The 23,756-nt window shown below is 60.7% G+C and carries 21 protein-coding genes and 2 pseudogenes (1 of these 23 running past the window's edge); 14 read left to right on the forward strand and 9 right to left on the reverse strand.

Annotated elements, in window-relative coordinates; all coding sequences use genetic code 11:
• The 3 genes and pseudogenes from MPC4_RS01820 to MPC4_RS01825 form a co-directional block, all read right to left on the reverse strand.
• A protein-coding gene (locus tag MPC4_RS01820; protein ID WP_244628780.1) for an alpha/beta hydrolase crosses the window boundary here: on the reverse strand, positions 1–603 show its 5' portion. Its footprint begins 225 nt before the window's first position; 603 of the gene's 828 nt are visible here — the first part of the coding sequence; its start codon is at positions 601–603; its stop codon lies beyond the left edge, outside the window.
• A gap of 798 nt (positions 604–1,401) precedes the next feature.
• Positions 1,402–1,603 (reverse strand): annotated as a pseudogene (locus tag MPC4_RS21060) (transposase); the annotation flags it as partial.
• Positions 1,603–2,170 (reverse strand): annotated as a pseudogene (locus MPC4_RS01825) (transposase); the annotation flags it as partial. The pseudogenes MPC4_RS01825 and MPC4_RS21060, both read right to left, overlap by 1 nt.
• Before the next feature lie 330 nt (positions 2,171–2,500).
• On the opposite strand from MPC4_RS01825, the gene MPC4_RS01830 reads away from it, so the two are divergent.
• Positions 2,501–4,147 (forward strand): carboxylesterase/lipase family protein, encoded by a 1,647-nt coding sequence (locus MPC4_RS01830; RefSeq protein WP_244628781.1) that lies wholly within the window; start codon positions 2,501–2,503, stop codon positions 4,145–4,147.
• A gap of 716 nt (positions 4,148–4,863) precedes the next feature.
• Positions 4,864–5,661 (forward strand): FkbM family methyltransferase, encoded by a 798-nt coding sequence (locus MPC4_RS01835; RefSeq protein ID WP_174511002.1) that lies wholly within the window; start codon positions 4,864–4,866, stop codon positions 5,659–5,661.
• 320 nt (positions 5,662–5,981) lie between these two features.
• Here the strand turns inward: MPC4_RS01835 and MPC4_RS01840 are convergent, their stop codons facing one another.
• On the reverse strand, positions 5,982–6,203 hold the full coding sequence (locus tag MPC4_RS01840) for a hypothetical protein (protein WP_174511003.1): 222 nt from the start codon (positions 6,201–6,203) through the stop codon (positions 5,982–5,984).
• A gap of 729 nt (positions 6,204–6,932) precedes the next feature.
• On the opposite strand from MPC4_RS01840, the gene MPC4_RS01845 reads away from it, so the two are divergent.
• Positions 6,933–7,643, forward strand: a complete 711-nt coding sequence (locus MPC4_RS01845) for a VIT1/CCC1 transporter family protein (RefSeq protein ID WP_174511004.1) — start codon at positions 6,933–6,935, stop codon at positions 7,641–7,643.
• Positions 7,644–7,985: 342 nt separating this feature from the next.
• Here the strand turns inward: MPC4_RS01845 and MPC4_RS01850 are convergent, their stop codons facing one another.
• Positions 7,986–8,846 carry a hypothetical protein gene (locus MPC4_RS01850; protein WP_174511005.1) on the reverse strand — a complete coding sequence of 287 codons (861 nt, stop codon included), beginning with the start codon at positions 8,844–8,846 and terminating at the stop codon, positions 7,986–7,988.
• Positions 8,847–9,145: 299 nt separating this feature from the next.
• Between MPC4_RS01850 and dnaK the strand changes: the two genes are divergently transcribed.
• The 5 genes from dnaK (at position 9,146) to dapB (ending at position 15,202) form a co-directional block, all read left to right on the forward strand.
• Positions 9,146–11,047, forward strand: coding sequence for a molecular chaperone DnaK (gene dnaK / locus MPC4_RS01855; protein ID WP_174511006.1), 1,902 nt, complete (start codon positions 9,146–9,148; stop codon positions 11,045–11,047).
• A gap of 336 nt (positions 11,048–11,383) precedes the next feature.
• Complete coding sequence (dnaJ, locus tag MPC4_RS01860; protein WP_174511007.1) at positions 11,384–12,508, forward strand: molecular chaperone DnaJ; 1,125 nt, start codon at positions 11,384–11,386, stop codon at positions 12,506–12,508.
• 146 nt (positions 12,509–12,654) lie between these two features.
• A complete protein-coding gene (locus tag MPC4_RS01865) occupies positions 12,655–13,506 on the forward strand; it encodes a class I SAM-dependent methyltransferase (protein ID WP_244628782.1) in 852 nt (283 codons plus the stop codon).
• The gene (pyrF, locus tag MPC4_RS01870; protein WP_174511008.1) at positions 13,503–14,216 is read left to right on the forward strand and encodes an orotidine-5'-phosphate decarboxylase; all 714 of its coding nucleotides are present in this window, start codon (positions 13,503–13,505) and stop codon (positions 14,214–14,216) included. Before MPC4_RS01865 ends, pyrF begins: the two co-directional genes overlap by 4 nt.
• A gap of 173 nt (positions 14,217–14,389) precedes the next feature.
• Positions 14,390–15,202: a 4-hydroxy-tetrahydrodipicolinate reductase gene (dapB, locus tag MPC4_RS01875; RefSeq protein ID WP_174511009.1), complete on the forward strand. Its 813-nt coding sequence runs from the start codon at positions 14,390–14,392 to the stop codon at positions 15,200–15,202.
• 153 nt (positions 15,203–15,355) lie between these two features.
• Here dapB and MPC4_RS01880 read toward each other — a convergent pair whose 3' ends face one another.
• A complete protein-coding gene (locus MPC4_RS01880) occupies positions 15,356–15,616 on the reverse strand; it encodes a hypothetical protein (RefSeq protein WP_174511010.1) in 261 nt (86 codons plus the stop codon).
• A gap of 318 nt (positions 15,617–15,934) precedes the next feature.
• Between MPC4_RS01880 and MPC4_RS01885 the strand changes: the two genes are divergently transcribed.
• Both MPC4_RS01885 and MPC4_RS01890 read left to right on the forward strand, forming a co-directional pair.
• Entirely contained in the window at positions 15,935–17,137 is a 1,203-nt protein-coding gene (locus MPC4_RS01885) for a pyridoxal phosphate-dependent aminotransferase (RefSeq protein ID WP_174511011.1), read from the forward strand.
• A 90-nt stretch (positions 17,138–17,227) separates the two neighbouring features.
• On the forward strand, positions 17,228–17,629 hold the full coding sequence (locus MPC4_RS01890; protein WP_174511012.1) for a DUF2237 family protein: 402 nt from the start codon (positions 17,228–17,230) through the stop codon (positions 17,627–17,629).
• Here MPC4_RS01890 and MPC4_RS01895 read toward each other — a convergent pair.
• A complete protein-coding gene (locus MPC4_RS01895; protein ID WP_174511013.1) occupies positions 17,621–18,235 on the reverse strand; it encodes a hypothetical protein in 615 nt (204 codons plus the stop codon). The two genes, MPC4_RS01890 and MPC4_RS01895, sit on opposite strands and share 9 nt — an antisense overlap.
• 345 nt (positions 18,236–18,580) lie before the next feature.
• Here MPC4_RS01895 and MPC4_RS01900 point away from each other — a divergent pair, with 345 nt between their 5' ends.
• A complete protein-coding gene (locus tag MPC4_RS01900; RefSeq protein ID WP_174511014.1) occupies positions 18,581–19,162 on the forward strand; it encodes a YqaA family protein in 582 nt (193 codons plus the stop codon).
• Positions 19,163–19,195: 33 nt separating this feature from the next.
• Positions 19,196–19,696: a disulfide bond formation protein B gene (locus MPC4_RS01905; RefSeq protein WP_174511015.1), complete on the forward strand. Its 501-nt coding sequence runs from the start codon at positions 19,196–19,198 to the stop codon at positions 19,694–19,696.
• 55 nt (positions 19,697–19,751) lie between these two features.
• Here the strand turns inward: MPC4_RS01905 and rlmN are convergent, their stop codons facing one another.
• Entirely contained in the window at positions 19,752–20,945 is a 1,194-nt protein-coding gene (gene rlmN, locus MPC4_RS01910; protein ID WP_174511016.1) for a dual-specificity RNA methyltransferase RlmN, read from the reverse strand.
• Between the two features lie 119 nt (positions 20,946–21,064).
• Here rlmN and MPC4_RS01915 point away from each other — a divergent pair, with 119 nt between their 5' ends.
• Positions 21,065–21,841 (forward strand): SIMPL domain-containing protein, encoded by a 777-nt coding sequence (locus tag MPC4_RS01915; RefSeq protein ID WP_244628783.1) that lies wholly within the window; start codon positions 21,065–21,067, stop codon positions 21,839–21,841.
• A 78-nt stretch (positions 21,842–21,919) separates the two neighbouring features.
• Here MPC4_RS01915 and MPC4_RS01920 read toward each other — a convergent pair whose 3' ends face one another.
• Positions 21,920–22,795: a methyltransferase domain-containing protein gene (locus MPC4_RS01920; protein ID WP_174511017.1), complete on the reverse strand. Its 876-nt coding sequence runs from the start codon at positions 22,793–22,795 to the stop codon at positions 21,920–21,922.
• A gap of 193 nt (positions 22,796–22,988) precedes the next feature.
• Between MPC4_RS01920 and MPC4_RS01925 the strand changes: the two genes are divergently transcribed.
• Entirely contained in the window at positions 22,989–23,693 is a 705-nt protein-coding gene (locus tag MPC4_RS01925) for a CoA transferase subunit A (RefSeq protein WP_134489539.1), read from the forward strand.
• Positions 23,694–23,756 lie beyond the last annotated feature (63 nt).

A 23,756-nucleotide genomic window follows, 5' to 3' on the forward strand; every position in this document is an offset into this window, starting at 1 on the left:
CGACGGGATATGGTCCGAATACTGGATTCGGATCGGAATCTTTGTGAGCTTCTGGAAGTCTGAGGGCGACAGGGGTTTGGGCGTTATCTGCGCGGCGCCGGTTCCTATCGGAGCGGGCAGAGCGTTGCTCGGGAATGCGTAATCGGTCGGCTCATAGGCGTAGATCGCCCTCACGTTAGGGGTTAGCGTCGCCGTTACCCAGCCGAGAATGCCGCTCGCCGAATGTGTAAGGAGAACGGCGGGACCAATCTCCGCGAACAGCGCCGCAACGCCGGCCGTTATAACGGTCCGATCCGAGGGACCTGTATTGACGGTCATCTGGCGAAAAAATTGGTTCAACGCCGGGGGCACATCGGTAGGCGACAGGCTTGGATTACCTGCGCCCTGCGGGAATTTGGTGTCTGGATAGAAATTGGGCCAGACGCCGAGCCGCCAAGCGACGAAAAGATCTTGATCGCCGGGAGTTGGAGTTAGGGTGATGCCCTGCGTGCTGGTGCCAGCGCGTCCCGTTCGGGGCTGGTCGATGATGTGCACAGTGAAGCCTCGACGCAGGAATATTGATTGGTATCCTTCCCGGCCGTCGGTGGTTGAACGCCGTGCCATAAGACGAGTGGAAGCCTCCTCGAGCGAAAGGGGACCTCAAACTGGGTGTATACATGATCGCCATATAGCGATTGCCCCGGGCCGCCATTGATGGTGGGGTCAAAAACGCCTGGAGAAGTGAGCACCGTTCCACCGGCAAAGAAGGTCCCCCGTCTCGCAATCGTCAGCGGGCTCCGGCCATCGGCGCTGTCATCACCACCTCCATAACGGTTGTCGTCGGCCATACCCGGCCGAATCCCGAGCATCGGAAGAGAAGCTAGGACCGCTCCAGCCCTGGCAAAGAAGCTTCGGCGACCGGCACTTGTGGTATCGGTCGTCTGCTTCGGCGACTCGTCAGTATCCATCTCGCCCTCCCGTTGTTGTGTTGCTTGACCGTCCGATCGCCTGCACGGTGTATTTTCTGTTTAAGCGATCGCGACACGCGGGAGCTTAGCGCCCTCTTCTTGCGCTATCTTCCATAGAATTCCGATGCATATAATGAATTAGAGATTTATAGCCGCTGCTTTCACGTGCTGCATCGCGGCAACTCGCCAGTCTTCACTTAAGCCCAAGCCTTTTGTTCACCATTCGCAATCGTATCCGTCCCGCACTAAAATCATAGGCGTGCGCCACGCTGGCCGGTCCGGGTCAGTTTTCCAGAAGATTTGTCCCTCCGATATCGACCGGCCGGAGCTGAAAAGCTGCCGAAGCCGCGTTGCCATCGACGACCTTAATGAAATCGATCTCGTCATGGTCGGCCTTCAAACTCCGAATCCAGCGCCGCACTTATCTGCACTAGCTAGTACCAAGTCTCGTTGATCATGACCGATATGCCCATTCTCTTGTTCCGATGGACATGATTTTGATGGGCATGTCTATGAGCTTGTTCGAGGCGAAGCAGCAGTGATCGAGGATGTCGTCGTAGGATTTGAAGATCCGGTTTGAGAGGCTGTTGTCGCGCATGAACTGCCAGATATTTTTCGACCGGGTTCAACTCGGGTGACTTTGACGGCAACAGGAGAGCCCGAAGAGCTTCTTGTGGTTGACCACATAGTTTTCTCGCCTCAGCAGCACATGAACGCGTCGATAGCCGAACCGCCGGCGCTCATGCGCGATGGCTGTCATGCGTTCGCGCAAGGCGGCGTCATCCGCCCGCGTCGTTTTGTATCTCATCGTCTGTGCAAGAGCCGATGGCTTTACATCCCTTCGCGGATCATTCCATCGCGCTTCGCGCGCGGACCCTTTGATCCGCTTCGCCCGCCGTTCGCTCATCCCGTGAACGCTCATGAGATGCGCGACAGCATTCCGCTCGGCAGCGGGCGTCATCACTTCTTTCCCAGCAAATCCTTCAGCGCCACATTGTCGAGCATAGCGTTGGCCAGCATGCGCTTGAGCTTGGCGTTCTCGTCCTCCAGCGCCGCAGACGCTTGGCCTCGGACACGTCCATCCCGCCGAATTTCGCTTTCCATCTGTAAGTGCGGGCGTCGCTGACTCCGTGCTTGCGGCGCAAATCCGCGACCGAGACCCCAGCCTCGTGCTCCTTCAATATCCCGATGATCTGTTCTTCCGAAAAGCGACTGCGCTTCATGCTCTGGTCCTCAGATTGGGCCAGAGCGAACTTCAAGCTGGATTAAGCCCAAGGGGCAAGGTCAGCCTTAGATTGTAGACGGTGACGCTCGCTGGAATCGGACTTCTACCAAAAGCATATCGTGACGGAAAATATCCAGATCCTGATATGGATCGGAACTTCATGGAAGATTGAGCGCTGCCCCGGCGCTATGCGTTTTCAAATGTCGTCAAATGAGTAGGCGGCAGTTAAGCAAAGTCATCGGGGGAAGCAATGTTGAAACGATCAAAACTGCGCTGTGCGCGCTCGCCCGCGCACACAGTAAAGCGGCGCGTCAGGGAAAGCGTCGGCATGGCGCTCGGCGTGTGCGCCTTTGCAGGAGTGCTGACGGCGCCGATGCAGGCCCGTGCGGCGAACCCGCTGCGCGTCGAGACCAAGGAAGGCCCGGTCCGGGGATTCCTGAAAAACGGCGTCGCGGAATTCCTCGGCGTTCCCTACGCCGAACCGCCGCTTGGCAATTTGCGCTGGAAGCCGCCGCATAAACATGCGCCCTGGACCAATGTTTTACAGGCGACAGCCTATGGGCCGACCTGCGCCCAGATTACGACTCTCGGCGTGTTCGCTGGCCCCGCCAACAACAACGAGGACTGTCTTTATCTCAACGTCTTCACGCCGAACGTCGATCCCGCGGCAAAGGAGAAGCTTCCGGTCATCTTCTGGATCCACGGCGGCGGCAATGTCGACGGCGAGAGTAATGATTACGACGGAGCCAAGCTGGCGGCGCAAGGCCACACGGTCGTCGTCACCATCAATTACCGGCTCAATCTCTTCGGCTTCATGGCGCATCCCGCGATCGACGCTGAAGGACATCTCTTCGGCAATTACGGCATCCTTGACCAGCAGGCCGCCCTCAGATGGGTAAAGCACAACATCGCACAATTCGGCGGCGACAAGAACAACGTCACCGTAGGCGGGCAGTCTGCGGGCGCCTCCGACACCGCGTCCAACATGGTTTCGCCCCTCGCGGCCGGGCTGTTCCATCGCGCGATTCTGGAAAGCGGCGTCAGCTATTTTAGCGGACTGACGCCTCTGCCCCTCGCCGAGTCAAAAGGCACCGCCTTCGCCGTCGCCGCCGGCTGCGGCTCCGGCTCGGATGCCGCCACCGCCAAATGTCTGAGAAGCCTGACCGCTCAGCAGATCACGACGCTGTCGGGAACCGAAAGCGGCAACGGGCCCTACATAACCTATTTGGTCCAAGACGGCCAAATCTTGCCGACTTCATTTACGTCCGCGTTCCAGACGGGGCAGTTCAACCATATGCCCGTCATGAACGGTACGGTCCAAGATGAAGGCAACTTCGGCCTCGGGATTACGGAATACTTCAAGAACCCGCGCGTGCCATTCACGGCGACGGACTTCACAAACCTCGTCACAAACACGTACAGCGGAAATGCCGGGCCGGCGGGCTCGCCGCCGGCGTATTCGGCCGGAACCGTTCAAGCGGTTCTGGCTCACTATCCCCTTTACGCCTATCCCACGCCGCAGTTGGCCATGGACGCAGTGACGACGGACGTATCAGCTTGCCGGAGCCTTCGCGCGAGCGATCTGCTCGCCAATCAGGTTCCGGTTTACGGCTACGAATTCCAGGAGCGAACGGCGCCGTACTACTTCCCGAAAATGCCGGGATTCCAACCGCTCGCCTATCATACGGCCGATATCCAGTTTCTGTTCCCTCTCTACCATGGCGGTCCCGACGGCATCACTCATCAATTGAACAACAAGCAGCAGGATCTCTCCGATCAGCTGGTGATCGCTTGGACGAACTTCGCCTGGACCGGCAATCCCAATGGGCTGGGAAATAGCCCCTGGCCGCGCTACAAGGGCAAGACGGGCTATTATCTGTCGCAAGATATCCCAACTCTGTCGACGTTCACTAAGGCGCAGTTCGTGGCGGCGCATAAGTGTGACTTCTGGCAGACTATCTTGATCTACAATTGAGATAGCGGACCAGTTCGCCAGTGTCTAAACGAAGCGGGGGCCGTGGTTGGTCCTCACTCTGTTGAGCTGGATGTCTTCGAACTGCGTTCCGCCGCATTGTGCGGATCGCATTCAATCAAAGGCTATCGGCGCAGATTTAGGGGATGGGAAGGGCGATATCGCGGGCGGAGCGCCTCGAAACGCCGACAAATATGCAACTATCAGAAGAAATGAGCTTTTTTTGACGGCTTCAACGGGGTTCGTGATTTGACGTTCCGCTCACGCCGTTCCTAAAATTGCCACATTTCAGAACGCAGCAATTTTGGGTTTCGTTAGGAGCCTACCGGCGCGACTGCAGCGTGCCGCGTCGGCTTCCGCGATTCGTTGAGTTCAAATCGGCCTGGGCAGCCTCGGCGGCGCCTCTTCCGGTTTTGCTTCAGCAGCTGCGAAGGTTCGAAGGCGTCGACCATTTCGCTAACTCCCTCCCGCGTATCGTTGAGCGGCGCCTTGCATCCAATCCAGCGAGCGAAGGCGGGAAAGGCCTTTTGGGGACCCCATCGCGTCCATGCCGGTCGAGGATCCCGACAGCCAGAACGACGAGTAGCCATTTAGGCCCTTTTTACTGCTTTCAAATGCGTTATCGTGCTCGCAGAGCCGTGGTCGCTTAAACAAGAGGTCATGACAACAACATTAACTGTTCGCACGATGCATGAAAATCATTGGCGCGGGAGTCCAACATGGCCGTCGCGAAAGCCTTAAATCCAGTAAACTGGCTGAAATTCTTCCAGGAGACTGTTGTTTTTGGGCCCTCGATGTGGCTCCGCGGAATTCTCCCACGGAACGCGGACGGCGTAGTTTCGATCAATAGCCGGGTTGGCCGGATCAGCCTGCGGCCGTCCGACAGCGACATCAATGTATTGCGCCAAGTATTCGTATACAAGGACTACGACTTCGATAAATTTACCCAGTGCAGCCGCATTTATGAAGCTTATCAGGCAATGATAGACGCGGGCAGAACCCCGGTTATCATCGACGCCGGCGCTAATATTGGAGCGGTGTCGCTCTGGTTCGCGAGGCGTTTCCCGAAAGCCAAAATCGTCGCCATTGAGCCTGATCCAGCAACGGTTGCAGTCTGCCGATTGAATTGCGCGCAATACGAAAACATACGAGTTGTTGAGGGGGCTATAGGCGGGGGTAATGGAATGGTTACGCTTGAACGGCCGAGTCATGAGTCATGGGCCGTTCAGACAAAACGGGAAAGCAGAGGCAATATTCAGTTGTTTACCGTTGATGCATTATTGGAGATGGCCGGAATAGCCGCCGATCTTCTCATCGTCAAAATCGACATAGAGGGGTTCGAATCTGATCTGTTTGCGTCAAACACATCGTGGATGCCTAGAGCCGCCGTTATTGTCATCGAGTTGCACGATTGGTTGCTGCCAGGCCGCTACACGAGCGTGACATTTCAGAAAGCAATTGGATTGCTGCATTCTGAAGTTCTCATTTCAGGGGAAAATTTGGTTTTTATTAAATGAATGCGGGCTACTGACCGAGCCGAAAGAGCCGAGGTCGGCGGTGGCGTTCGTCGGCATTGGACGAAGCTCGACATGTCGAAGCGCGATCTGTATGCCCGCGCCGGACGGCGGCCAGCAGAAAGGAGCCAGGTCTTTACCGCTTCTTGCTCGTTCGCGGGCGGGCCGGGAGGCTAGCCGTTGACGGCGCGATGGAATGGGTCATCACAAGCTGCATGACTGGGGCAGCGCTTTAGCGATGTCGATAATCGTCTACGCGTCGGATCATTTCATAGTGCAGAGGAGCCGTAAACGGCCTTCTCCGCCAAGGCGAAGAGGGTTTCCTAGGCAAAAAGACCAGCCGCGCGAGGCGCCGGCCTGATATGCGAATAGGCGGCGATTTTAAGAGCATGAATGCGCCGCCGCGCGCGCATGGCGTCAAGCCAGCCATCGGTCCAGGCGTCGTATGCTGCTGGACACGTCGTGGCGTTATAAGGATTGCCGCTGAGAGGGCTGCCCTCGATATAGGCCTTCATTCCATGCTGGTAGATCTGAGCTTGTGTCATAGCGTGCCCCCGGAAGCAAGAGTCTACCGAATCGCTAACATGCTCGACTATAGATGATGTTTTTGGCGCGAATATGTGATGGCGCACTTTTTCATGACGCGGCCCAAAGCTAAATCCGGCTCCAGAGCTGAAGCTGAACTTTGGATCGGTGTTTAAGGAAGCGTGGCTTTACCCGGAATACTTGTGCGCGGTCCTCTGCGCATCCGAACGCGGGGGAGTATCGAAAGATCTCGAGCGCCGGCGGCCCGCTGAATGGCAAAGTTATCGGGCGCAAGTCCGCTCGAGCGCTGCTTGCCTTGCGGGCGAGGACAAAGCAGACGTGAGCTGCGCTTTTCCGTGAACCTCGAAGGGTCGCGAAAGAAATGTTAAAAACTGTGTCTAAATATTAATAAGTATGATAATAGATAATTTGTCATTTGGCGAAGATGATTCGCCAGGGCTTCTCTCGCTTAGGTTCGCCGGTGTTCCTCCCGGTCGTAGACTGAAGGCCAGGCAATGCGCCTGGTCTTTTTTTGTCGCGCGATAAGGCTTGACCGGAGCCGAGGGGAAGGCATGATCGGAAACGACAAGCTCTCCCGGCGCAACAGGGGCGGTTGACTACGCCGCGCCAAGTTATGGTTGGCTTTGAGGCGGGCGCTCCGGCGTCTTGATGGCGTTCATGGGTGACGGCGTTGTCCAACGGTCCGCAGCGACGCGCCAAATAATCAGATCTCCCCCTGGAGAATAGACTTGGTCCACCCCACGATATTCGAACGAGTCAAGACATCGCTGGCGGCGAGCGCAGGCGACATCGTGTTCGGCATGGAAGACGGCACAGTCTCGATCTTCGGCCTCGTGCTCGGGGTGGCGGCGACCACCAATGATAATATGACGGTGTTGGTCGCCGGCGCGTCGGGCGCGTGCGCGGCGGCCGTGTCCATGATGGCCGGAACCTACCTCGAGATCGAAACCGAGGTCGACGAGGCGCGAACGTTCAGCGCGCGGCTCGCCTCGGAGATCGCGCAGCGTCCAGATGCGGTCGTCGCCCGGATCGGCGACCGCCTGCGCGCGGCCGGCCTGGCGGAGACGCAAACCGCGCTCGTCACGGACCTCATTCGCTCGAAGCCGGGCGTGTTGCAGGGCGTCGCATACGCGATGACGGCGCCCGCGACCCCGGAGACGATGCAAAGCCCTCTCGCACATGCGCTATGGATGCTGATCGCCGATTTCGTCTCGGCGGCGATTCCGATCGTGCCCTTTGCTCTGATGCCGGTGTCGGAGGCTCGCTGGGTATCGACCGCCATCACCATGCTGCTGCTGATCTGTCTCGGCGTCGGCCGCGCCCGCGTCGGACGCCGGCCCCTTGCGCGGACGGTGATGGAGACTGTTTCGATCGGCGTCGCGGCCGCGCTCGCCGGCGTCGGCATCGGCCTCGTCATTGCGCACGCGCTTGGCGGCTGAGCGCCCCGGATCCGCTGGCCCGTGTGAGGCGCGGCGGCGTCGCCCTGCCGCACCGGATTACAAAAAGCGATTTTTGAGCTTGCCGTCTTCATAGAAGCATTGGCCGCGCGCCGCCAGGCCGAAGGGCGTGTTGCTCGACATCCGGAAGGCCCATCAACTCCTCGAACGCGCCCCGCGCAACAGGACCGGCGATGGATCGCCGACCACGACGTCGATCTGCTCGACGATAGGTTCGAAGGCCTTGATCGAGGCCGCGGGAAGTTCGAACGAGCCGTCCGATCTGGGGTCAGGTCTCAGAGCCCTGGGTCTTGACCCGAGCGCGGCACTAGCTTTCGCGACGGTTCACGGCCTTGCCTCAGCCTTCGCATTTCTCGCGCCCTTGGCTTTCTTGGTCTGGCCGCGCTCTTTGCCGCCCGCCTCCAGCGCCGCCTGCAGCGCGAACCCGCGGCCCTGCGTCAGCCGCAAGGCGCAGAAGCCATGAACGTCTTCGCGGGCGTAGTTGCGGCAGGCGACTTCGCGTTCTGAGGAGAACCCCGCCTGCTCGCTGGCGATTTTTTTGACGGCGTCCTTGTCTTTGCCGAGGCTCGCCACAAGGGCGTGAAACTGGGCGCGCATCGACGCCTCCGCGCGGCCCCGTGCTGATTCGAACTGCTTGACCTGCTTGTCGTCGAAGGAGGAACCGGCCGGTCCCCAAAATCCGCTTGGGTCGACGCGGCAATCGGCGGCGACGAAATCGCAGGCTTTCCCTTCATGCGCAATCAGAACAGCGCCCTCGTAAACATCGAAGGAAAACGGACAGGCTTCGATGTCGACGCCATAACGCAGAAGCCCTTTCGGCTTGCCGAGCGGCCTCGCTTCGATCGGGTCGCCAGCGATGACGTCGATGCGGCAGGCTTCGCCCGGATGGGTGATTTGCTCGCCAGCCATCGACAGGGCCTTGATTTCCAGTCCTTTGCCAGCGGCGCGCTGGAAGGCGATCAGCCCCTGTGACCCGTCGCGCAGCAAATCACGGTCGATGATCGTTTCTTCGCCCGGCGGCTTCGCCACGACCGGCTTCGGCCTCGCCTGACCCGCGCCGCCGGGGTTCGGCGTCGCCGGTCCCTCAGGGGCGGCTTGCAGCGCGCCCGGCAGCATCATCTGGGCCGAGGCGCTTGACGCGGTTAATAAAGTGGCGAGCAACGCCGGCAAAAAAGAGAGTTTCAAGTGAAGCCTCGCCGGAATGATCGAAACGCCACCCTAACCGTTCGGCCGCGCGAAGGAAATCACTGAGAATAAAATGATTCTCCCCTCCGCGTGGCGCATTCGGCGGCCGGCGCGGATTCTGCTGGAACGTCGGCGGCTCGTCTTGCGTCGGTCGATCGTCCTCTTATATACCGGCCATCTTGCGCTCCTGCGTTGCAATGCCAATCTGAACACTATCGGGGACCGGGCGGAAATCCGTCCGCCCATTTGCTGGATCGCTTCGGGGTCCGGTGGTCTTGCGTATCGAAAGGAAGAAAATCATGGGTAAAGTAATAGGAATCGATCTTGGCACCACCAATTCTTGCGTGGCCGTCATGGAGGGGACGACTCCTAAGGTGATTGAGAACGCCGAGGGGGCCCGCACCACTCCCTCCATCGTCGCCTTCACGGATGACGGCGAGCGTCTCGTCGGCCAGCCGGCCAAGAGGCAGGGCGTCACCAATCCGGAACGCACGTTTTTCGCCATCAAGCGGCTGATCGGCCGCACCTTCGACGATCCGATGACCAAGAAGGACATCGGGCTCGTTCCTTACAAGATTATTCGCGCCTCGAACGGCGACGCCTGGGTCGAGGCTGACGGCAAACAATATTCTCCCTCGCAGATTTCCGCCTTCATCCTGCAAAAGATGAAGGAGACGGCCGAAGCCTATCTCGGCCAGCCGGTGTCGCAGGCCGTGATCACCGTCCCCGCCTATTTCAACGACGCGCAGCGTCAGGCGACGAAGGACGCCGGCAAGATCGCCGGCCTTGAGGTTTTGCGCATCATCAATGAGCCGACCGCGGCGGCGCTGGCTTATGGCCTCGACAAGAAGGGCTCGGGCGTCATCGCCGTTTACGATCTCGGCGGCGGCACCTTCGACGTTTCGATCCTCGAGATCGGCGATGGCGTCTTCGAGGTGAAATCGACCAATGGCGACACCTTCCTCGGCGGTGAGGATTTTGACGTGCGCCTCGTCGAATATCTCGCTGACGAGTTCAAGAAAGAGAACGGCATCGACCTCAAGAAGGACAAGCTCGCGCTGCAGCGGCTGAAGGAAGCCGCCGAGAAGGCGAAGATCGAACTATCCTCCGCGACTCAGACCGAAATCAATCTGCCCTATATCACCGCCGACGCGACCGGGCCGAAGCATCTCACCTTGAAGCTGACCCGCGCGAAATTTGAGGCGCTGGTCGATGATCTGATCCAGAAGACGGTCGAACCTTGCCGCAAGGCGCTGAAGGACGCGGGCTTGACGGCGGGCGAAATCAACGAAGTCGTTCTCGTCGGCGGCATGACCCGCATGCCGAAGGTGCAGGAAGTCGTGAAGAGCTTCTTCGGCAAAGAGCCTCACAAGGGCGTCAACCCCGATGAAGTCGTCGCCATCGGCGCCGCGGTTCAGGCCGGCGTGCTGCAGGGCGACGTCAAGGACGTGCTGCTGCTTGACGTGACGCCTCTGTCGCTTGGCATCGAGACTCTCGGCGGCGTGTTCACCCGATTGATCGACCGCAATACGACGATCCCGACGAAGAAGAGCCAGGTCTTCTCGACAGCCGAGGATAATCAGACGGCCGTGACCATTCGCGTGTTCCAGGGCGAGCGCGAGATGGCGGCCGACAACAAGATCCTCGGGCAGTTCGACCTCGTCGGCATCCCCGGCGCGCCGCGCGGCGTGCCGCAGATCGAAGTGACTTTCGATATCGACGCCAATGGCATCGTCAATGTGACGGCGAAGGACAAGGCGACGAACAAGGAGCAGCAGATCCGCATCCAGGCGTCGGGCGGCCTCAGCGAGGGCGACATCGACAAAATGGTGAAGGACGCCGAACTCCACGCCGCCGAGGACAAGAAGCGGCGTGAACTCGTCGACGTGCGCAACCAGGCAGAGGCGATGGTCCATTCGGCCGAGAAGTCGCTGACGGAGTACGCCGGCAAGGTGTCCGACGCCGACAAGAGCGCGGTTGAGGGCGCTGTCGCGGCGCTGAAGGGCGTGCTCGAAGGCGAAGACGTCGAGGCGATCAAGGCGCGCACCAACGATCTCGCGCAGGCTTCGATGAAGCTTGGCGAAGCTTTGTACAAGGCAGGCGCCGAGTCGGGGGCTCCCGAAGGCCATAGCGAGCCGAAGGACGATGTGATCGACGCGGACTTCAAGGAAGTCGGCCCCGACGAGAAGAAGTCAGCCTGACGCGATTGAAGCGCGGCGGAGATTTTGAATAAAATCTCCGCCGCTCCCTATGGCCGCGACCTTGGCTGCGTCATTGGCTATTGACATAAGCTGTGGCGTCCGTCCGGCAGGAACGCGCGGACCGGATGTTTCTTCCGGAAAAGCGCAATCGGGCGCTGTAAGATCGGACGCCAGCATGTATCTTGCTTAAGCCTGTCATCGATTTTGCGCGGATTTATGCCTGCGCCGATGAGTTGTTGGATGGCTTGGGGCGCTCTCATTGCCGGGGGGGCGGGCGCCTTTGAGCGAGACGCATGACGCGAGGCTCCCGCGCTATGGATTGGAATGCAAGGAACTATGGCGAAGCGCGACTTTTATGAAATTTTGGGCGTTTCCAGAACCTGCTCGGAAATCGAGCTGAAAAGCGCTTTCCGCAAGGCCGCGATGGAGCACCATCCCGATCGCAACCCGGGAAACACGGACGCCGAAGTCAAGTTCAAGGAATTGAACGAGGCCTATCAGACCCTTTCCGACGCGCAAAAGCGCGCAAGCTACGACCGCTACGGGCATGCCGCGTTCGAGCACGGCGGCTTTGGCGGCGGCGATGGTTTTGCGTCGTCAATGTCCGATATTTTCGACGATCTTTTTGGCGACGTCATGAATCGCCGTGGCGGCGGCCGCAACGGCCCGGTGCGCGGATCTGATCTTCGCTACAATATGGAAATTACGCTCGAGGAGGCGTTTCACGGAAAGGTCGCCTCGCTCACACTGCCGATGTCCGTCAACTGTGACGTCTGTTCCGGCACGGGCGCCAAGGCGGGCGCGAAGCCCCGCGTCTGCCCGACATGCGGCGGACAGGGACGCGTCAGGGCGCAGCAGGGATTTTTCGCGATTGAGCGCACATGCCCGCACTGCCACGGCCGCGGCGACATTATCGATGATCCGTGCGGGCCGTGCGGCGGCAGCGGGCGCGTCACGCGCGAACGCAGCCTTTCGGTCAATATTCCTTCTGGCGTCGAGGACGGCACCCGCATCCGCTTGAGCGGCGAGGGCGAGGCAGGTTCGAGAGGCGGCTCGGCAGGCGATCTTTATATTTTCGTTTCAACCAAACCCCATCCCTTTTTCCAGCGCGATGGAGCCGATCTCTTTTGCCGCGTTCCGATCTCCATGGTGCAGGCGACGATTGGCGGCGAAGTCGACGTGCGCACGCTGGATGGCGGCTCGGCCAAGGTCAAAATTCCAGAGGGAACGCAGACGGGCAAGCAGTTCAAGCTGAAGCACAAGGGCATGCCCGTTCTGCGCTCGCGTGACGTTGGCGACCTTTATATTCAGGTCAATGTCGAGACGCCGCAGAACTTAACCAAGCGTCAGCGCGAACTTCTGGCCGAGTTCGAAGCCGAATCATCGACAAAGACCCATCCGGAAGCCTCTGGATTCTTCGCCAAGATGAAGGATTTTTTCGAAAATCTAAGCAGCCAGTAGGCTGAAGCGCGCAGTTTGAGCCTTGCGCGAGAAAATGAGCGGCAACGCCTCTGTTTCCTTGACGGCGCCCTCTTTGTCGGTATCTTCGCGCGAGCTGGCGTGCGGCTTTCGGTGGCCGCGCTCTTATCAGAAGCGAGGAGAATCCATTGCTGAGCGACCCCTCGCGCGCGGACCGCCGCGGTCCAGCCAAACGTCCCATGCCGATCGAAAAGCGCCTCGCCGATGAAGCGCGCTTCATCCGGTCGTGGTTCGAAAATCCGCTGCGGGCTGGCGCGGTCTCTCCGTCGGGGCGCTCCCTGGCGCGCATGATGGCGCGCTATGTCGATCCGCACGGGACTGGCCCCATCATAGAACTCGGACCGGGAACGGGGGCGATCACGGAGGCGCTTTTGGCGCGCGGCGTCGCCCCGAGCCGCCTTTACCTCATCGAATTCGACCCGAACTTTTGCAAGCATCTACAGCGGCGCTTCCCCGGCGTCCACGTCGTCGAGGGCGACGCTTATCGGTTCAAGGAGCTTCTCGCGGGTCTCTTGAGCCAGCCGGCAAGCTCCGTCGTTTCGAGCCTGCCGCTCCTTGTGAAGCCGGAGCGGCAAAGGCTCAGTCTTTTGGCCGACGCCTTCGATTGCATGGCGCCGGGCGCCGCTTTCATCCAGTTCACTTATGGTCTCCTGTCGCCGATCCCGCGCGAGAAGTCGTTTGGGCCGACGTTCCACGCGGACCGTTCGCCGCCGGTATGGCTCAATCTCCCCCCCGCTCGCGTGTGGATCTATCGGGCAAGGGCGAGCCATGAGCAGGGCTTCAGGCTGACGCGCCCCAATCCGGCGCAAGAGTTCTTCGATCGGCTGAGGCAAGGCACGGAAAAGATCCAGATCGATCTGAAACGCGAGATAGACGGCGCGAGAGCGCGACTCGCGCCCAAGCAAAGAGCGGCGCAGAAAAACAAGCGCGCGGACTCGTCGGCGCGCAGGGCGGACCGCAGCAAATCACCGCGGCCATGACATCGGCGGAGCCAGCCGGCGCCGCCTTGAGCGAAAAGCTCATCGTCGCGCTGGATTTTCCGACGCCGGCGGAAGCGAGGGCGATGGTTGCCGCCCTCGGCCCGAGCGTCTGCTTTTATAAGGTCGGCATGGAGCTCGCCTACGGCGGCGGCCTCTCATTCGCAAAAGAGCTGATCGACAATGGGGCGCAGGTTTTTCTCGACCTCAAGCTGCATGATATTCCAACCACGGTGGCGAAGGCCTGTGCGAATGTAGCGCGTCTTGGCGCGCGATTCCTGACGATCCACGCCTATCCACAGACGATGGCGGCGGCAAAGCAGGGCGCCGCCGGATCGGCGCTGCGCCTTCTCGGCGTCACCGTGATGACCTCCTATAGCGACGCCGATCTGCATGAGGCTGGCTACGCCTTCGGTGTTGAGGATCTCGTCATGCGCCGCGCCCGCCAGGCGCGAGAGATCGGCATTGACGGATTGATTCTCTCGGCCGAGGAACTTCCGGCGGTTCGCCGCGAGGTTGGACCCGCCATGATTCTTGTGACGCCTGGCATCCGGCCCGCCGGCTCATCGGCGGGCGACCAGAAAAGGATCATGACTCCCTCCGCTGCGATCAAGGCCGGAGCCGATTACCTTGTGGTTGGCCGTCCGATCACGAGCGCGAAGGATCCGCGCGCGGCCGCGGAAGCAATTCTTGCCGAGATCGCCGCCGCCTGACCGCCGCGCTGCTTTTCCTGCGGGCGGAAGCTCCGTGCGGCGCCTTCACGCCACCGCGATCCGCCCAAGCGGAAAACGATAAAAGAGTGAGCCGGGAAGGTTTTTCCGATTTTCGCGGGACCGGAAAAATGCTCTAGAACCGAAATTATCAGGATCTTCGAGGGAGAGTTTTTATGGGCGACATGCGGCTCGTCGTTGCGGGCGCGGCTGGACGCATGGGCCGCGTCCTGATCCAGATCATCCATGAAACGCCGGGGGCAACGCTGGTCGGCGCTCTCGCCAGGCCGGACTCGATCGCAATCGGTCAGGACGCCGGACTTCTGGCGGGGTGTGGACAGATGGGCGTTGAAATCACCGCAGACGCTTTGCGCGCAATCGCCGGCGCGGACGGCATCCTCGATTTCACCTCGCCCGAATCGACGGTCGCGCTCGCGACATTGGCGGCGCAGGCGCGCATCGTCCATGTTGTCGGCACGACAGGACTTCGACCGGATCATCTTGCGCGGCTGGAGGCGGCGGCGCGCCATGCCGTTATTGTGCAATCCGGGAATATGAGCCTTGGAGTCAATCTCATGGCGGCGCTCGTGGAGAGGGCGGCGCAGACGCTGGGGCCGGAGTTCGACATTGAAATCCTCGAGATGCATCATCGCCTGAAAGTCGATGCGCCATCTGGCACGGCCCTGCTGCTGGGCGAAGCCGCAGCCAAGGGCAGGGACGTCGATCTCGCGAACAACTCGGTGCGTTCGCGCGATGGTTACACCGGAACTCGTCCCGAAGGCGCGATTGGCTTCGCTTCTCTGCGCGGTGGCGGGGTCGTCGGCGAGCATCGGGTCATTTTCGCGGGGCCGGGGGAAAGGCTGGAACTCTTCCACATTGCGGAAGATCGCAGCATCTTCGCGCGAGGCGCCGTCAAGGCGGCGCTCTGGGCGCAAGGCCGCAAGTCTGGCCTTTATTCGATGAGAGACGTGCTCAGCCTGCGCAATTAGCAATCCGCGCGAAGATATATCTGTCTAAATAAATATTCAGGACAAGGAGCGGACCCGCGAAGCGCCGATGTTTGACAGGGCGATATAAAATAGGCCGCGCTCTGAACTAAAGAGCGCGGCCCTGAGCGAGCTTCCCGGGGGGCATTGGGAAGTTCAAGTCGTCATCTGATGAGAACAGCCTTGTAAGTCCAGTAACGTTTCGGCGAGGCGCAATCCGCCGTCCCGAAGGGCCACGGGGCGGCCCTGCGGATCGGGCGCCTCGAGGCGAGCGACGAGGCCAAGCGCGATCGCCGCGCCCGCCATGACCAGAATGAGGATAATGGACACCCGCAGTTGCCGGCGCGCCGCCTGCAGATCATAACGGCGCACGAAGCCGGCGTCGGGCCGGGGGTCGAAATGATCAGCGATGGACATGCCACAAACTCCAGTGCCGCGCGCACGCTTTGACCGAGGATCTGAGTGTGCTGTTCAACCAGCTATCGTCCCCGTCCGGGCTTTCGCCTGTGCGCTGCGGCACGCCTCGAAAGAAGTGGGCTTTTTTAAGCGCGGACGGGTAAACAAAGCATTCGACGCCCAAACGCCAGGGGCGAAGAAAAAGTTTCAAGGTTAATGGCTTGCTGCCTCATGCTGCGGGCTTGTCTCAACCGGCTGCGCGTTGCCTCGATGCCGCTTTGATCCAAGGCGTCGCCCGGCTGGTCAAACTGATTTCGCTCAATTTCGGAGTCTTTCATAATGCCCTTCATCTCGGATGCGCTGCTGCGCGTAAAACCCTCCGCCACCATCGCGGTGACGCAGAAGGCCCGCGATCTGAAAAGCGCCGGGCGGGACATTATTTCACTGTCCGTCGGAGAGCCTGATTTCGATACGCCCGACAATATCAAGGCGGCCGCGATCGCGGCGATCCAGCGCGGCGACACCAAATACACGCCGGTTGCGGGCATTATTCCTTTGCGTGAGGCGATCGCGGCGAAATTCAAACGCGAGAACGGGCTCGATTACAAACCCTCCCAGACGATCGTCGGCACTGGCGGTAAACACATTCTGTTCAACGCCTTTCTTTCGACCGTCAATCCCGGCGACGAGGTGATCATTCCGGCGCCTTACTGGGTCAGCTACCCCGATATGGTGCTGATCGCCGGCGGCCGGCCGGTCGCCGTCGAGACGAAGATCGAGCATGGCTTCAAGCTTCAGCCTGAGGCGCTCGAAAAAGCGATCACGCCAAAGACGAAGTGGCTTTTGCTGAACTCTCCGTCCAATCCGTCCGGCGCCGCCTATACGCATGACGAACTGAAGGCCTTGACTGATATTCTGTTGCGTCATCCGCAGGTCTGGGTTCTGACCGACGACATTTACGAACATCTCGTCTACGGCGAGTTTGATTTCGTGACGCCGGCGCAAGTGGAGCCGCGGCTGATCGACCGCACGCTGACCATGAACGGCGTGTCTAAGTCCTACGCGATGACCGGCTGGCGCATCGGCTACGCCGCGGGGCCGCTTGAACTGATCAAGGCGATGGAGATGCTGCAGGGGCAGCAAACGTCGGGCGCCTGCTCGATCGCGCAATGGGCTTCAGTCGAGGCGCTGAACGGCCCTCAGGACTTCATCAAGGAGCGCCGCAAGATTTTCGAGGGCCGACGCGACCTCGTCGTCTCGATGCTGAACCAGGCGAAATATCTGCGCTGTCCTCAGCCTGAGGGGGCCTTTTATGTCTATCCCTCCTGCGCCGAGGCGATCGGCAAGCGCACGGCGGAGGGCAAGACGATCCTCTCGGACGAGGATTTCGTTTCGGCTTTGCTCGACAGCGAGGGGGTTGCTGTCGTGCAGGGCTCGGCCTTTGGCCTTGGTCCCAACTTCCGTATTTCCTACGCGACATCGGCCCCGGTGCTGGAAGACGCCTGCGCAAAAATCCAGCGATTTTGCTCGAGCCTTGTCTGACGCGTGACTGTGGCCGGCGATGGCCATTGTGTGGCGCGGCCAACTCTGCTTTCATAAAGTCCGGCCTGTTCCCCAACGCCTGGAGATCGCATGTTGAGGGACGATACGGGCGACGGCGGACGCCGCCCTTCGCGCAATGTTCTGGGGCAGCCCCTTGCGAGCTGCTCGCATGACCCGTTGACGGGATTTTATCGCAACGGCTGCTGCGATACGGCGGCCTCGGATGTCGGCAGCCATACCGTCTGCATTGTCGTCAGCGATGAATTCCTTAAATTCTCCAAGTCGCGCGGCAATGATTTATCGACGCCGCTGCCGGGCTACGGCTTTCCCGGCCTCAAGGCCGGCGATCGCTGGTGTCTTTGCGCGCCGCGCTGGCAGGAAGCCCTGGAGGCGGGCGCGACGCCCCGCGTCGTGCTGCAAGCCACTCATGAGGGCGCGCTCGCCCATTGCGCGCTCGAGGATCTGAAGCGCTATGCGATGGACCTATCGTGAAGAGGGGGCCAAAGGCCCGAAGGCTAGAATCTCTCTGGTGTAAGTCTCGTTGACCTCCGAAAACGGCAGCCCGTCCTCTCCATAGACCAAAGCCCGATGCTGAAAAAGCCGTTCAGGAATGCCAGGCCGCGCCCCCGGCCGGTCGGACGCCGTGGCGGGCTTTCCACAGTCGGGCCGCCAAAAGATCTCGACCGCGAAGGTTTTGCGAATGGGGTTCAGACCCGTGACGGCGCGTCCGAAAGGCGTGTCGCTGTCCTCCAGCACTCTGTTGATGTCCGCATTCAGCCGGCTCGGCACATACCAGTTCTCCGCTTCCGAGAGCACGCGCTCGCCGCAGGCGAGTTCTACGCGGCGATAGACGACGATCTCGTCGGCCCCAAGCTGGAGCCTCTGGCGCTGTTCGCGTGAGGCCGGCTTGTCCGCGCCGCAGATGCGTTTGGCGCGGATCGCGGAAAAATTGTCCGATGTCTCTGCGCACCATTGCTCCAGCGTCGCGGTCGCGCTGTGTGAGGCGAGAAGCCTCGCGTTCAGGGCTTCCAGCAAGGCGAAGGCCCTTTGGCGCGCAGCGAGATCATGTTCAAGAAAAGAGAGATTCAAACGGGTCACGCCTTCATGCTCGGCCGCGCCGAGCCGCGTCGCGCCAGCGCTTCAGCGCCATGAAGACGCGCAGACGGCGAGGGCTTGGAGAAGAGGCGAAATCATAGAGCTTCATCGCAGCCTTCGAAGTTGGCGAAATGGCGGAGGGCCCATTTTAGTCTGCAAAGGGCTTTAGCGGCGCCCGGCCACCATAAAGCGCGATCGGCCATCTGCCCATACGGCGCCTGCGGCGACGGCGCTTCTGGACATCTCGCGGCAAAAAGGGCTAAACCGTCGGCTCGGCGGGACGCTGCCGCTTTTCTCCGCCAGCCGATTTCGCGATTTTTCCGCGCGCGGCGCTTCCGCTAGCGAGCCATGTTCCAAAAACTCTATCGCTGGACGCTGACCCTTGCGGAGAGCCGTCACGCGCCTTTGGCGCTTGGCATTATCGCCTTTGCCGAGAGCTCCTTCTTTCCCGTGCCGCCTGACGTCATTTTGGTCCCGATGTCGATTGCGCGGCCGGCGAAGGCCTGGACCTACGCGCTGATCTGCACGTTAGGCTCGGTGCTGGGGGCGCTCCTCGGCTACGCGATTGGCGCGCTTTTGTTTGAGACGGTCGGCAAATGGCTGATCCATGTTTACGGTTATGGCGCGCGCGTCGACGAGATGCGTGAGCTTTACGCCAAATGGGGCTGGGCGGTCATTCTCATCAAAGGCTTCACGCCGATCCCGTTCAAGCTCGTGACCATCACGAGCGGGCTTTTGGCTTATAGCCTGCCGCTGTTCGTCCTCTTGTCGCTTATGACGCGCGGCGCGCGTTTCTTCGCCCTCGCCTTGCTGCTCAAATATTATGGCGAGCCGATCAAGGATCTGCTTGACAAGTATTTCGCATGGTTCCTGTTGATTCTTGTCATCGTCGTGATTCTGGGCTTCTGGATTGCGACGCATTTAGTTTGATCGCTTGTCGTTTGATCATCTGACGGATCGCTTATGAGGTTTCCTAGTCCTTTGCGCCTCGCCCTCGCCATCCTGCTTATTGCGGCGGGATCGATCGCCGGGGCGTGGATATTCCAGTTGCTTGGCTATCCGCCCTGTGAGCTCTGTCTCAAGGAGCGCATTCCCTATTATGCCGGCATTGCGCTCGCGGCTCTGGCGATTTTCCTCAGCGTCAGCGGCCGGGAGAGTTTGCTGCCCGCGGCTTTTTGGGGGCTGGCCTTGATTTTCGCGGCGGGAGCCGCTTTGGGCGCCTATCATTCCGGAGTCGAATGGGGCTTTTGGCCAGGACCCACGGACTGCACGGGGCGGCTCGACCACGCAGGTTCGGTCAACGCCTTTCTGAAACAGTTGGAAACTGTCAAGGTCGTGCGCTGCGACGCCGTTTCGCTTCGCGTCTTCGGACTGTCGCTCGCCGTCTGGAACGCCGTGATTTCGACCGGACTGACGGTGGTGGCGCTGATTGGCGCTTGGCGCTCTTCCGCCCCACGGAAATGAGGCCGCAGGCGCGACGGTTCGAGAGTAAAGCCAGGTCTCCGGCGCGGCGCTTTGCTCAAGGGTCGATGGACAGCAGCGCCCGCGCCCGCAATTTTTCCGTCTCGCTCTTCAGTTGCCCGCAGGCGGCGAGGATATCCCGGCCGCGCGGCGTGCGTACAGGGCTGGCATAACCGGCATTGAACACGATGTCTGAAAAAGCCTCGATCGTCGCTTCATCCGAACATTCGTAGGCCGTTCCTGGCCATGGATTGAACGGAATGAGGTTGATCTTGGCGGGAATGCCTTTCAGCAGCCTGACAAGCTCGCGCGCCTCAGCGGGGGAATCATTGATCCCCTTCAGCATCACATATTCGAAGGTAATGCGGCGCGCGTTCGACGCTCCGGGATAAGTCCGACAGGCCTGCAAAAGCTCGGCGATCGGATATTTCTTGTTGAGCGGCACAAGCGTGTCGCGCAGGTCGTCGCGAACGGCGTGGAGCGAGATCGCCAGCATGGCTCCGGTCTTGGCGCCAAGATCCGGCAGTCGCGGAACGACGCCGGCGGTCGAAACCGTGATGCGCCGCTTCGACAAGGACAGTCCGTCGCCGTCCGAAAAGACCGCCACGGCGTCGCTGACATTGTCGAAATTATAGAGCGGCTCGCCCATCCCCATGAAGACGATGTTCGAGACAAAGCGCGAGCCGCCGCTCGGCACGATCCCATCTTGCGGCGGCGCTCGGCCCGGGAAATCGCCCAGTCTCTCGCGCGCGATGATAAGTTGAGCGATAATTTCTTGCGCCGTTAAATTGCGCACGAATTGCTGCGTGCCGGTGTGACAGAAAGAGCACGTCAATGTGCAGCCGACCTGGCTCGAGACGCAGAGCGTTCCGCGGTCTGTATCAGGAATATAGACGCATTCGACTTCCGCCGCGCGATCCCTGGCGCTCGAAGGCGCCAGCCGGATCAGCCATTTGCGCGTGCCGTCGCTGGACAGTTGCTCAGAGACGATCTGCGGCCGCGTCAAAGTAAAACGCTCGGCGAGCTTTGCGCGAAAAACCTTGCTGATATTCAGCATGTCGTCGAAGGAAGACACGCCCTGGTGATAGATCCAATGCCAGAGCTGAGCTGAGCGCATGCGGATTTCGCGCTCGGGCGCGCCGATTTCAAGAAGCGCGGCGGCGAGTTCCTTTCGCGTCGCGCCGGCGAGCGAACGCGACGGCGCAGGCGCGACTGCTTCAGCCGTGGAGTCGATGAGGGTGGACGCTGTCATTGCGGCCTCATAGCATGGCGCGCGAAAATTCTCCACAATCGTCGCGTGGGCGCAAGCGCCGTCGCAAAAGCGACATCGCGACCGCGCATGAGAACCTTATTGCACGTCGAGGAAAACCGATGCTTTGCCGCTTTCGCCTGCCTCTCTCCCGCGTCCTGGCGCGCTTTCGCTTGCTCGCCGCGCTCGCGGCCGTTGTGACGGCGTCGGCGACGCCGGGTGCGGCGCAGGATTTTCCGAGATTGAAGGACACGCTCCCCTCGATCACAATGACCGGCGAAGCGAGCGTTGAGGTCGTGCCCAACATCGCGATCATTTCGCTGGGCGTCGAGACCGAGCGGCCGAACGCGGCGGACGCTGCGAGCGAAAACGCGAAGGCGACGCAGGCGGTCGTCAGCGACGTCAAGGCGCAAGGCGTCGAACCGCGCGACATCCGCACTCTCGGCGTCACGCTGCTTCCGGTCTATGACGAGACGACGGATTCCAACGGCCGTGTCGTGAAACGCACGCTGCGCGGCTATCAGGCGCGCAATGATCTCAGCATCACGATCAGGCAGATCGAAAAGGCTGGCGCGCTGGCCCAACAATGGATTCAGAAGGGCGCCAATAAATTCGGCGGCGTCGACTTCGACTATGATCAAAAGGACGCAAAATATGACGCCCTCCGGGGCGACGCCGTCCGCGACGCCTTGCGCAAGGCGACATCCTTTACGAATGGGCTGGGGATCAGGCTTGGGCGGGTGCTCGAAATCGCCACGCCCGGCGGACCGCCCCGGCCTTTCGCCGCTACGGCGATGCTGGCGCGGGCCGCCAAAAGCGAGGCTGTCGCCATCCCGCTCGAGCCGGGCGTGCAGACCCTTCGGGTCGAAGCAGAGGTCAGCTGGGAGCTGGCGCAGTAGATCACGGTTTGAAACAAAGCGATAACGGGCATAAATCCAACCCATTCAGAACCATAGTGCTCCGGAGCACTCCGGTGATCAACGCGGCGGCGGCTTTCCCCTGAGCGCATCTTCGAGCCGCATTTTCGCCGAGCCAGGGCGCAGCGGCTTCTGCTGGCTCTCATGCGGAGCCCAGCCGGAAACGAAAATCAGTTCAAAGGTCGCGCGTATCCGCCCGTCCGGGTCGCTGAACCGCTCAGCGTAGATTTTCGCCGCCCGCAGGAAAAGCTCGCGACGGGAAGGCGCTTTGATGCGGGCGACCAGCGCGTTGGAGGCGCCCATGGCGCGCAGATCAGCCATCAGAGCGAACATGTCGCGGTATCGGACGACCAAAGGCTCGCTATCAGCAACGGGTAAGGCCAATCCAGCGCGCTGAAGCAGGCCCCCCATGTCGCGAACGTCCGCGAAAGGGGAGACGCGCGGGCTGATCCCACCGCAAAGCTCGGTTTCGGCGAGCGCCAGGGCGCTGCGCAATTCGCGCAAGCTCTGACCGCCGAGAAGGCAACCAAGGAACAGTCCGTCCGGCTTCAGGACGCGGCGGATCTGGACGAGGGCGCCCGGCAGGTCATTGACCGTTTGGAGACTGAGCGCGGACACGGCAAGGTCGAAACGCTCGGCCGCGAAAGGCAGCGCCTCTTCGTCGCCGACGACGGAAAGCGACGCGCTCCTTTCCGTCTGCGCGAGCGGCGCCATGCGCAGGACGAACCGGCCTTCGCGGGCAAGACGCCCGGCAAGCTCCGGCGAAGCTGTGCCGACATCGAGAACCGTTGAAAAATTGCGGCGGATCAGGTTGAGCCGCTCAAAAAGATCCTCGATCGCCGCGCGCAGCAGGAAATCCTCGGCGCCGGCGTCTTTGGCGCGCAAAAGCCTGCGGCGGAGCAGGGGGCGATCGAAAATGAGGCTCGGCGACGTCACGTGAATCTTTCCAGGAGCGGATGGTCTGCGATCCTATCCGAAAACGCCCGCCACTCACCTAGCGTCGCGGAAGTTTCAATATTCTGCGATGCAAAAACGCGCTGGATCATTTTTCCGCCTCGGCTATATTAAGGCGGTAACTGCGTCGAAATGACGCCGCGGCGCAATGGAAGGTCGCAGACAAGGCGTGTGAATGAATAAGGTTTTCAAGGATGCTCATTCGGCTTTGGCGGATATCGTCAAGGATGGCATGACGCTGATGTGCGGCGGGTTTGGCCTTTGCGGCATCCCGCAGGATTTGATTCATGCGCTGCGTGATCTCGGCGTCAAGAACCTGACCGTGGTTTCGAACAACGCGGGCGTCGACGGCGCGGGTCTCGGGCTTTTGCTCGAGACGCGGCAGATCAAGAAAATGATCTCGTCCTACGTCGGCGAGAACAAGCTCTTCGAGCAGCAGTTTCTATCTGGCGAACTCGAACTCGAATTCAATCCCCAGGGCACGCTGGCCGAGCGCATTCGCGCAGGCGGCGCAGGCATTCCCGCCTTCTTCACCAAGACCGGCGTCGGCACCGTCATCGCCGACGGCAAGGAAACCCGCGAATTCGACGGATCGACCTATGTCATGGAGCGCGGCATCGTCGCCGACGTCTCGCTCGTACACGCCTGGAAAGGCGACACCGAGGGCAATCTCGTTTTTCGTAAAACCGCGCGCAATTTTAATCCGATGATGGCGACGGCCGGGCGCATGACGGTGGCAGAGGTCGAACACCTTGTGCCGGCTGGCGAAATCGATCCCGACATGATCCATACGCCGGGAATTTTCGTGCAGCGGGTCATTCATGCCCAAAATGTCGTCAAGCTGATCGAGAAGCGCACGACGCGCCCGCGCGCCGCCTGAGCGGCCGCCGCTTGAAGCTTCAAAGAGCAAACAAGGGCGTCGTTCAAAGCCGTCTCGAGCAAT

The organism is Methylocella tundrae, assembly GCF_901905185.1.
GTDB classification, from domain to species: Bacteria; Pseudomonadota; Alphaproteobacteria; order Rhizobiales; family Beijerinckiaceae; genus Methylocapsa; species Methylocapsa tundrae.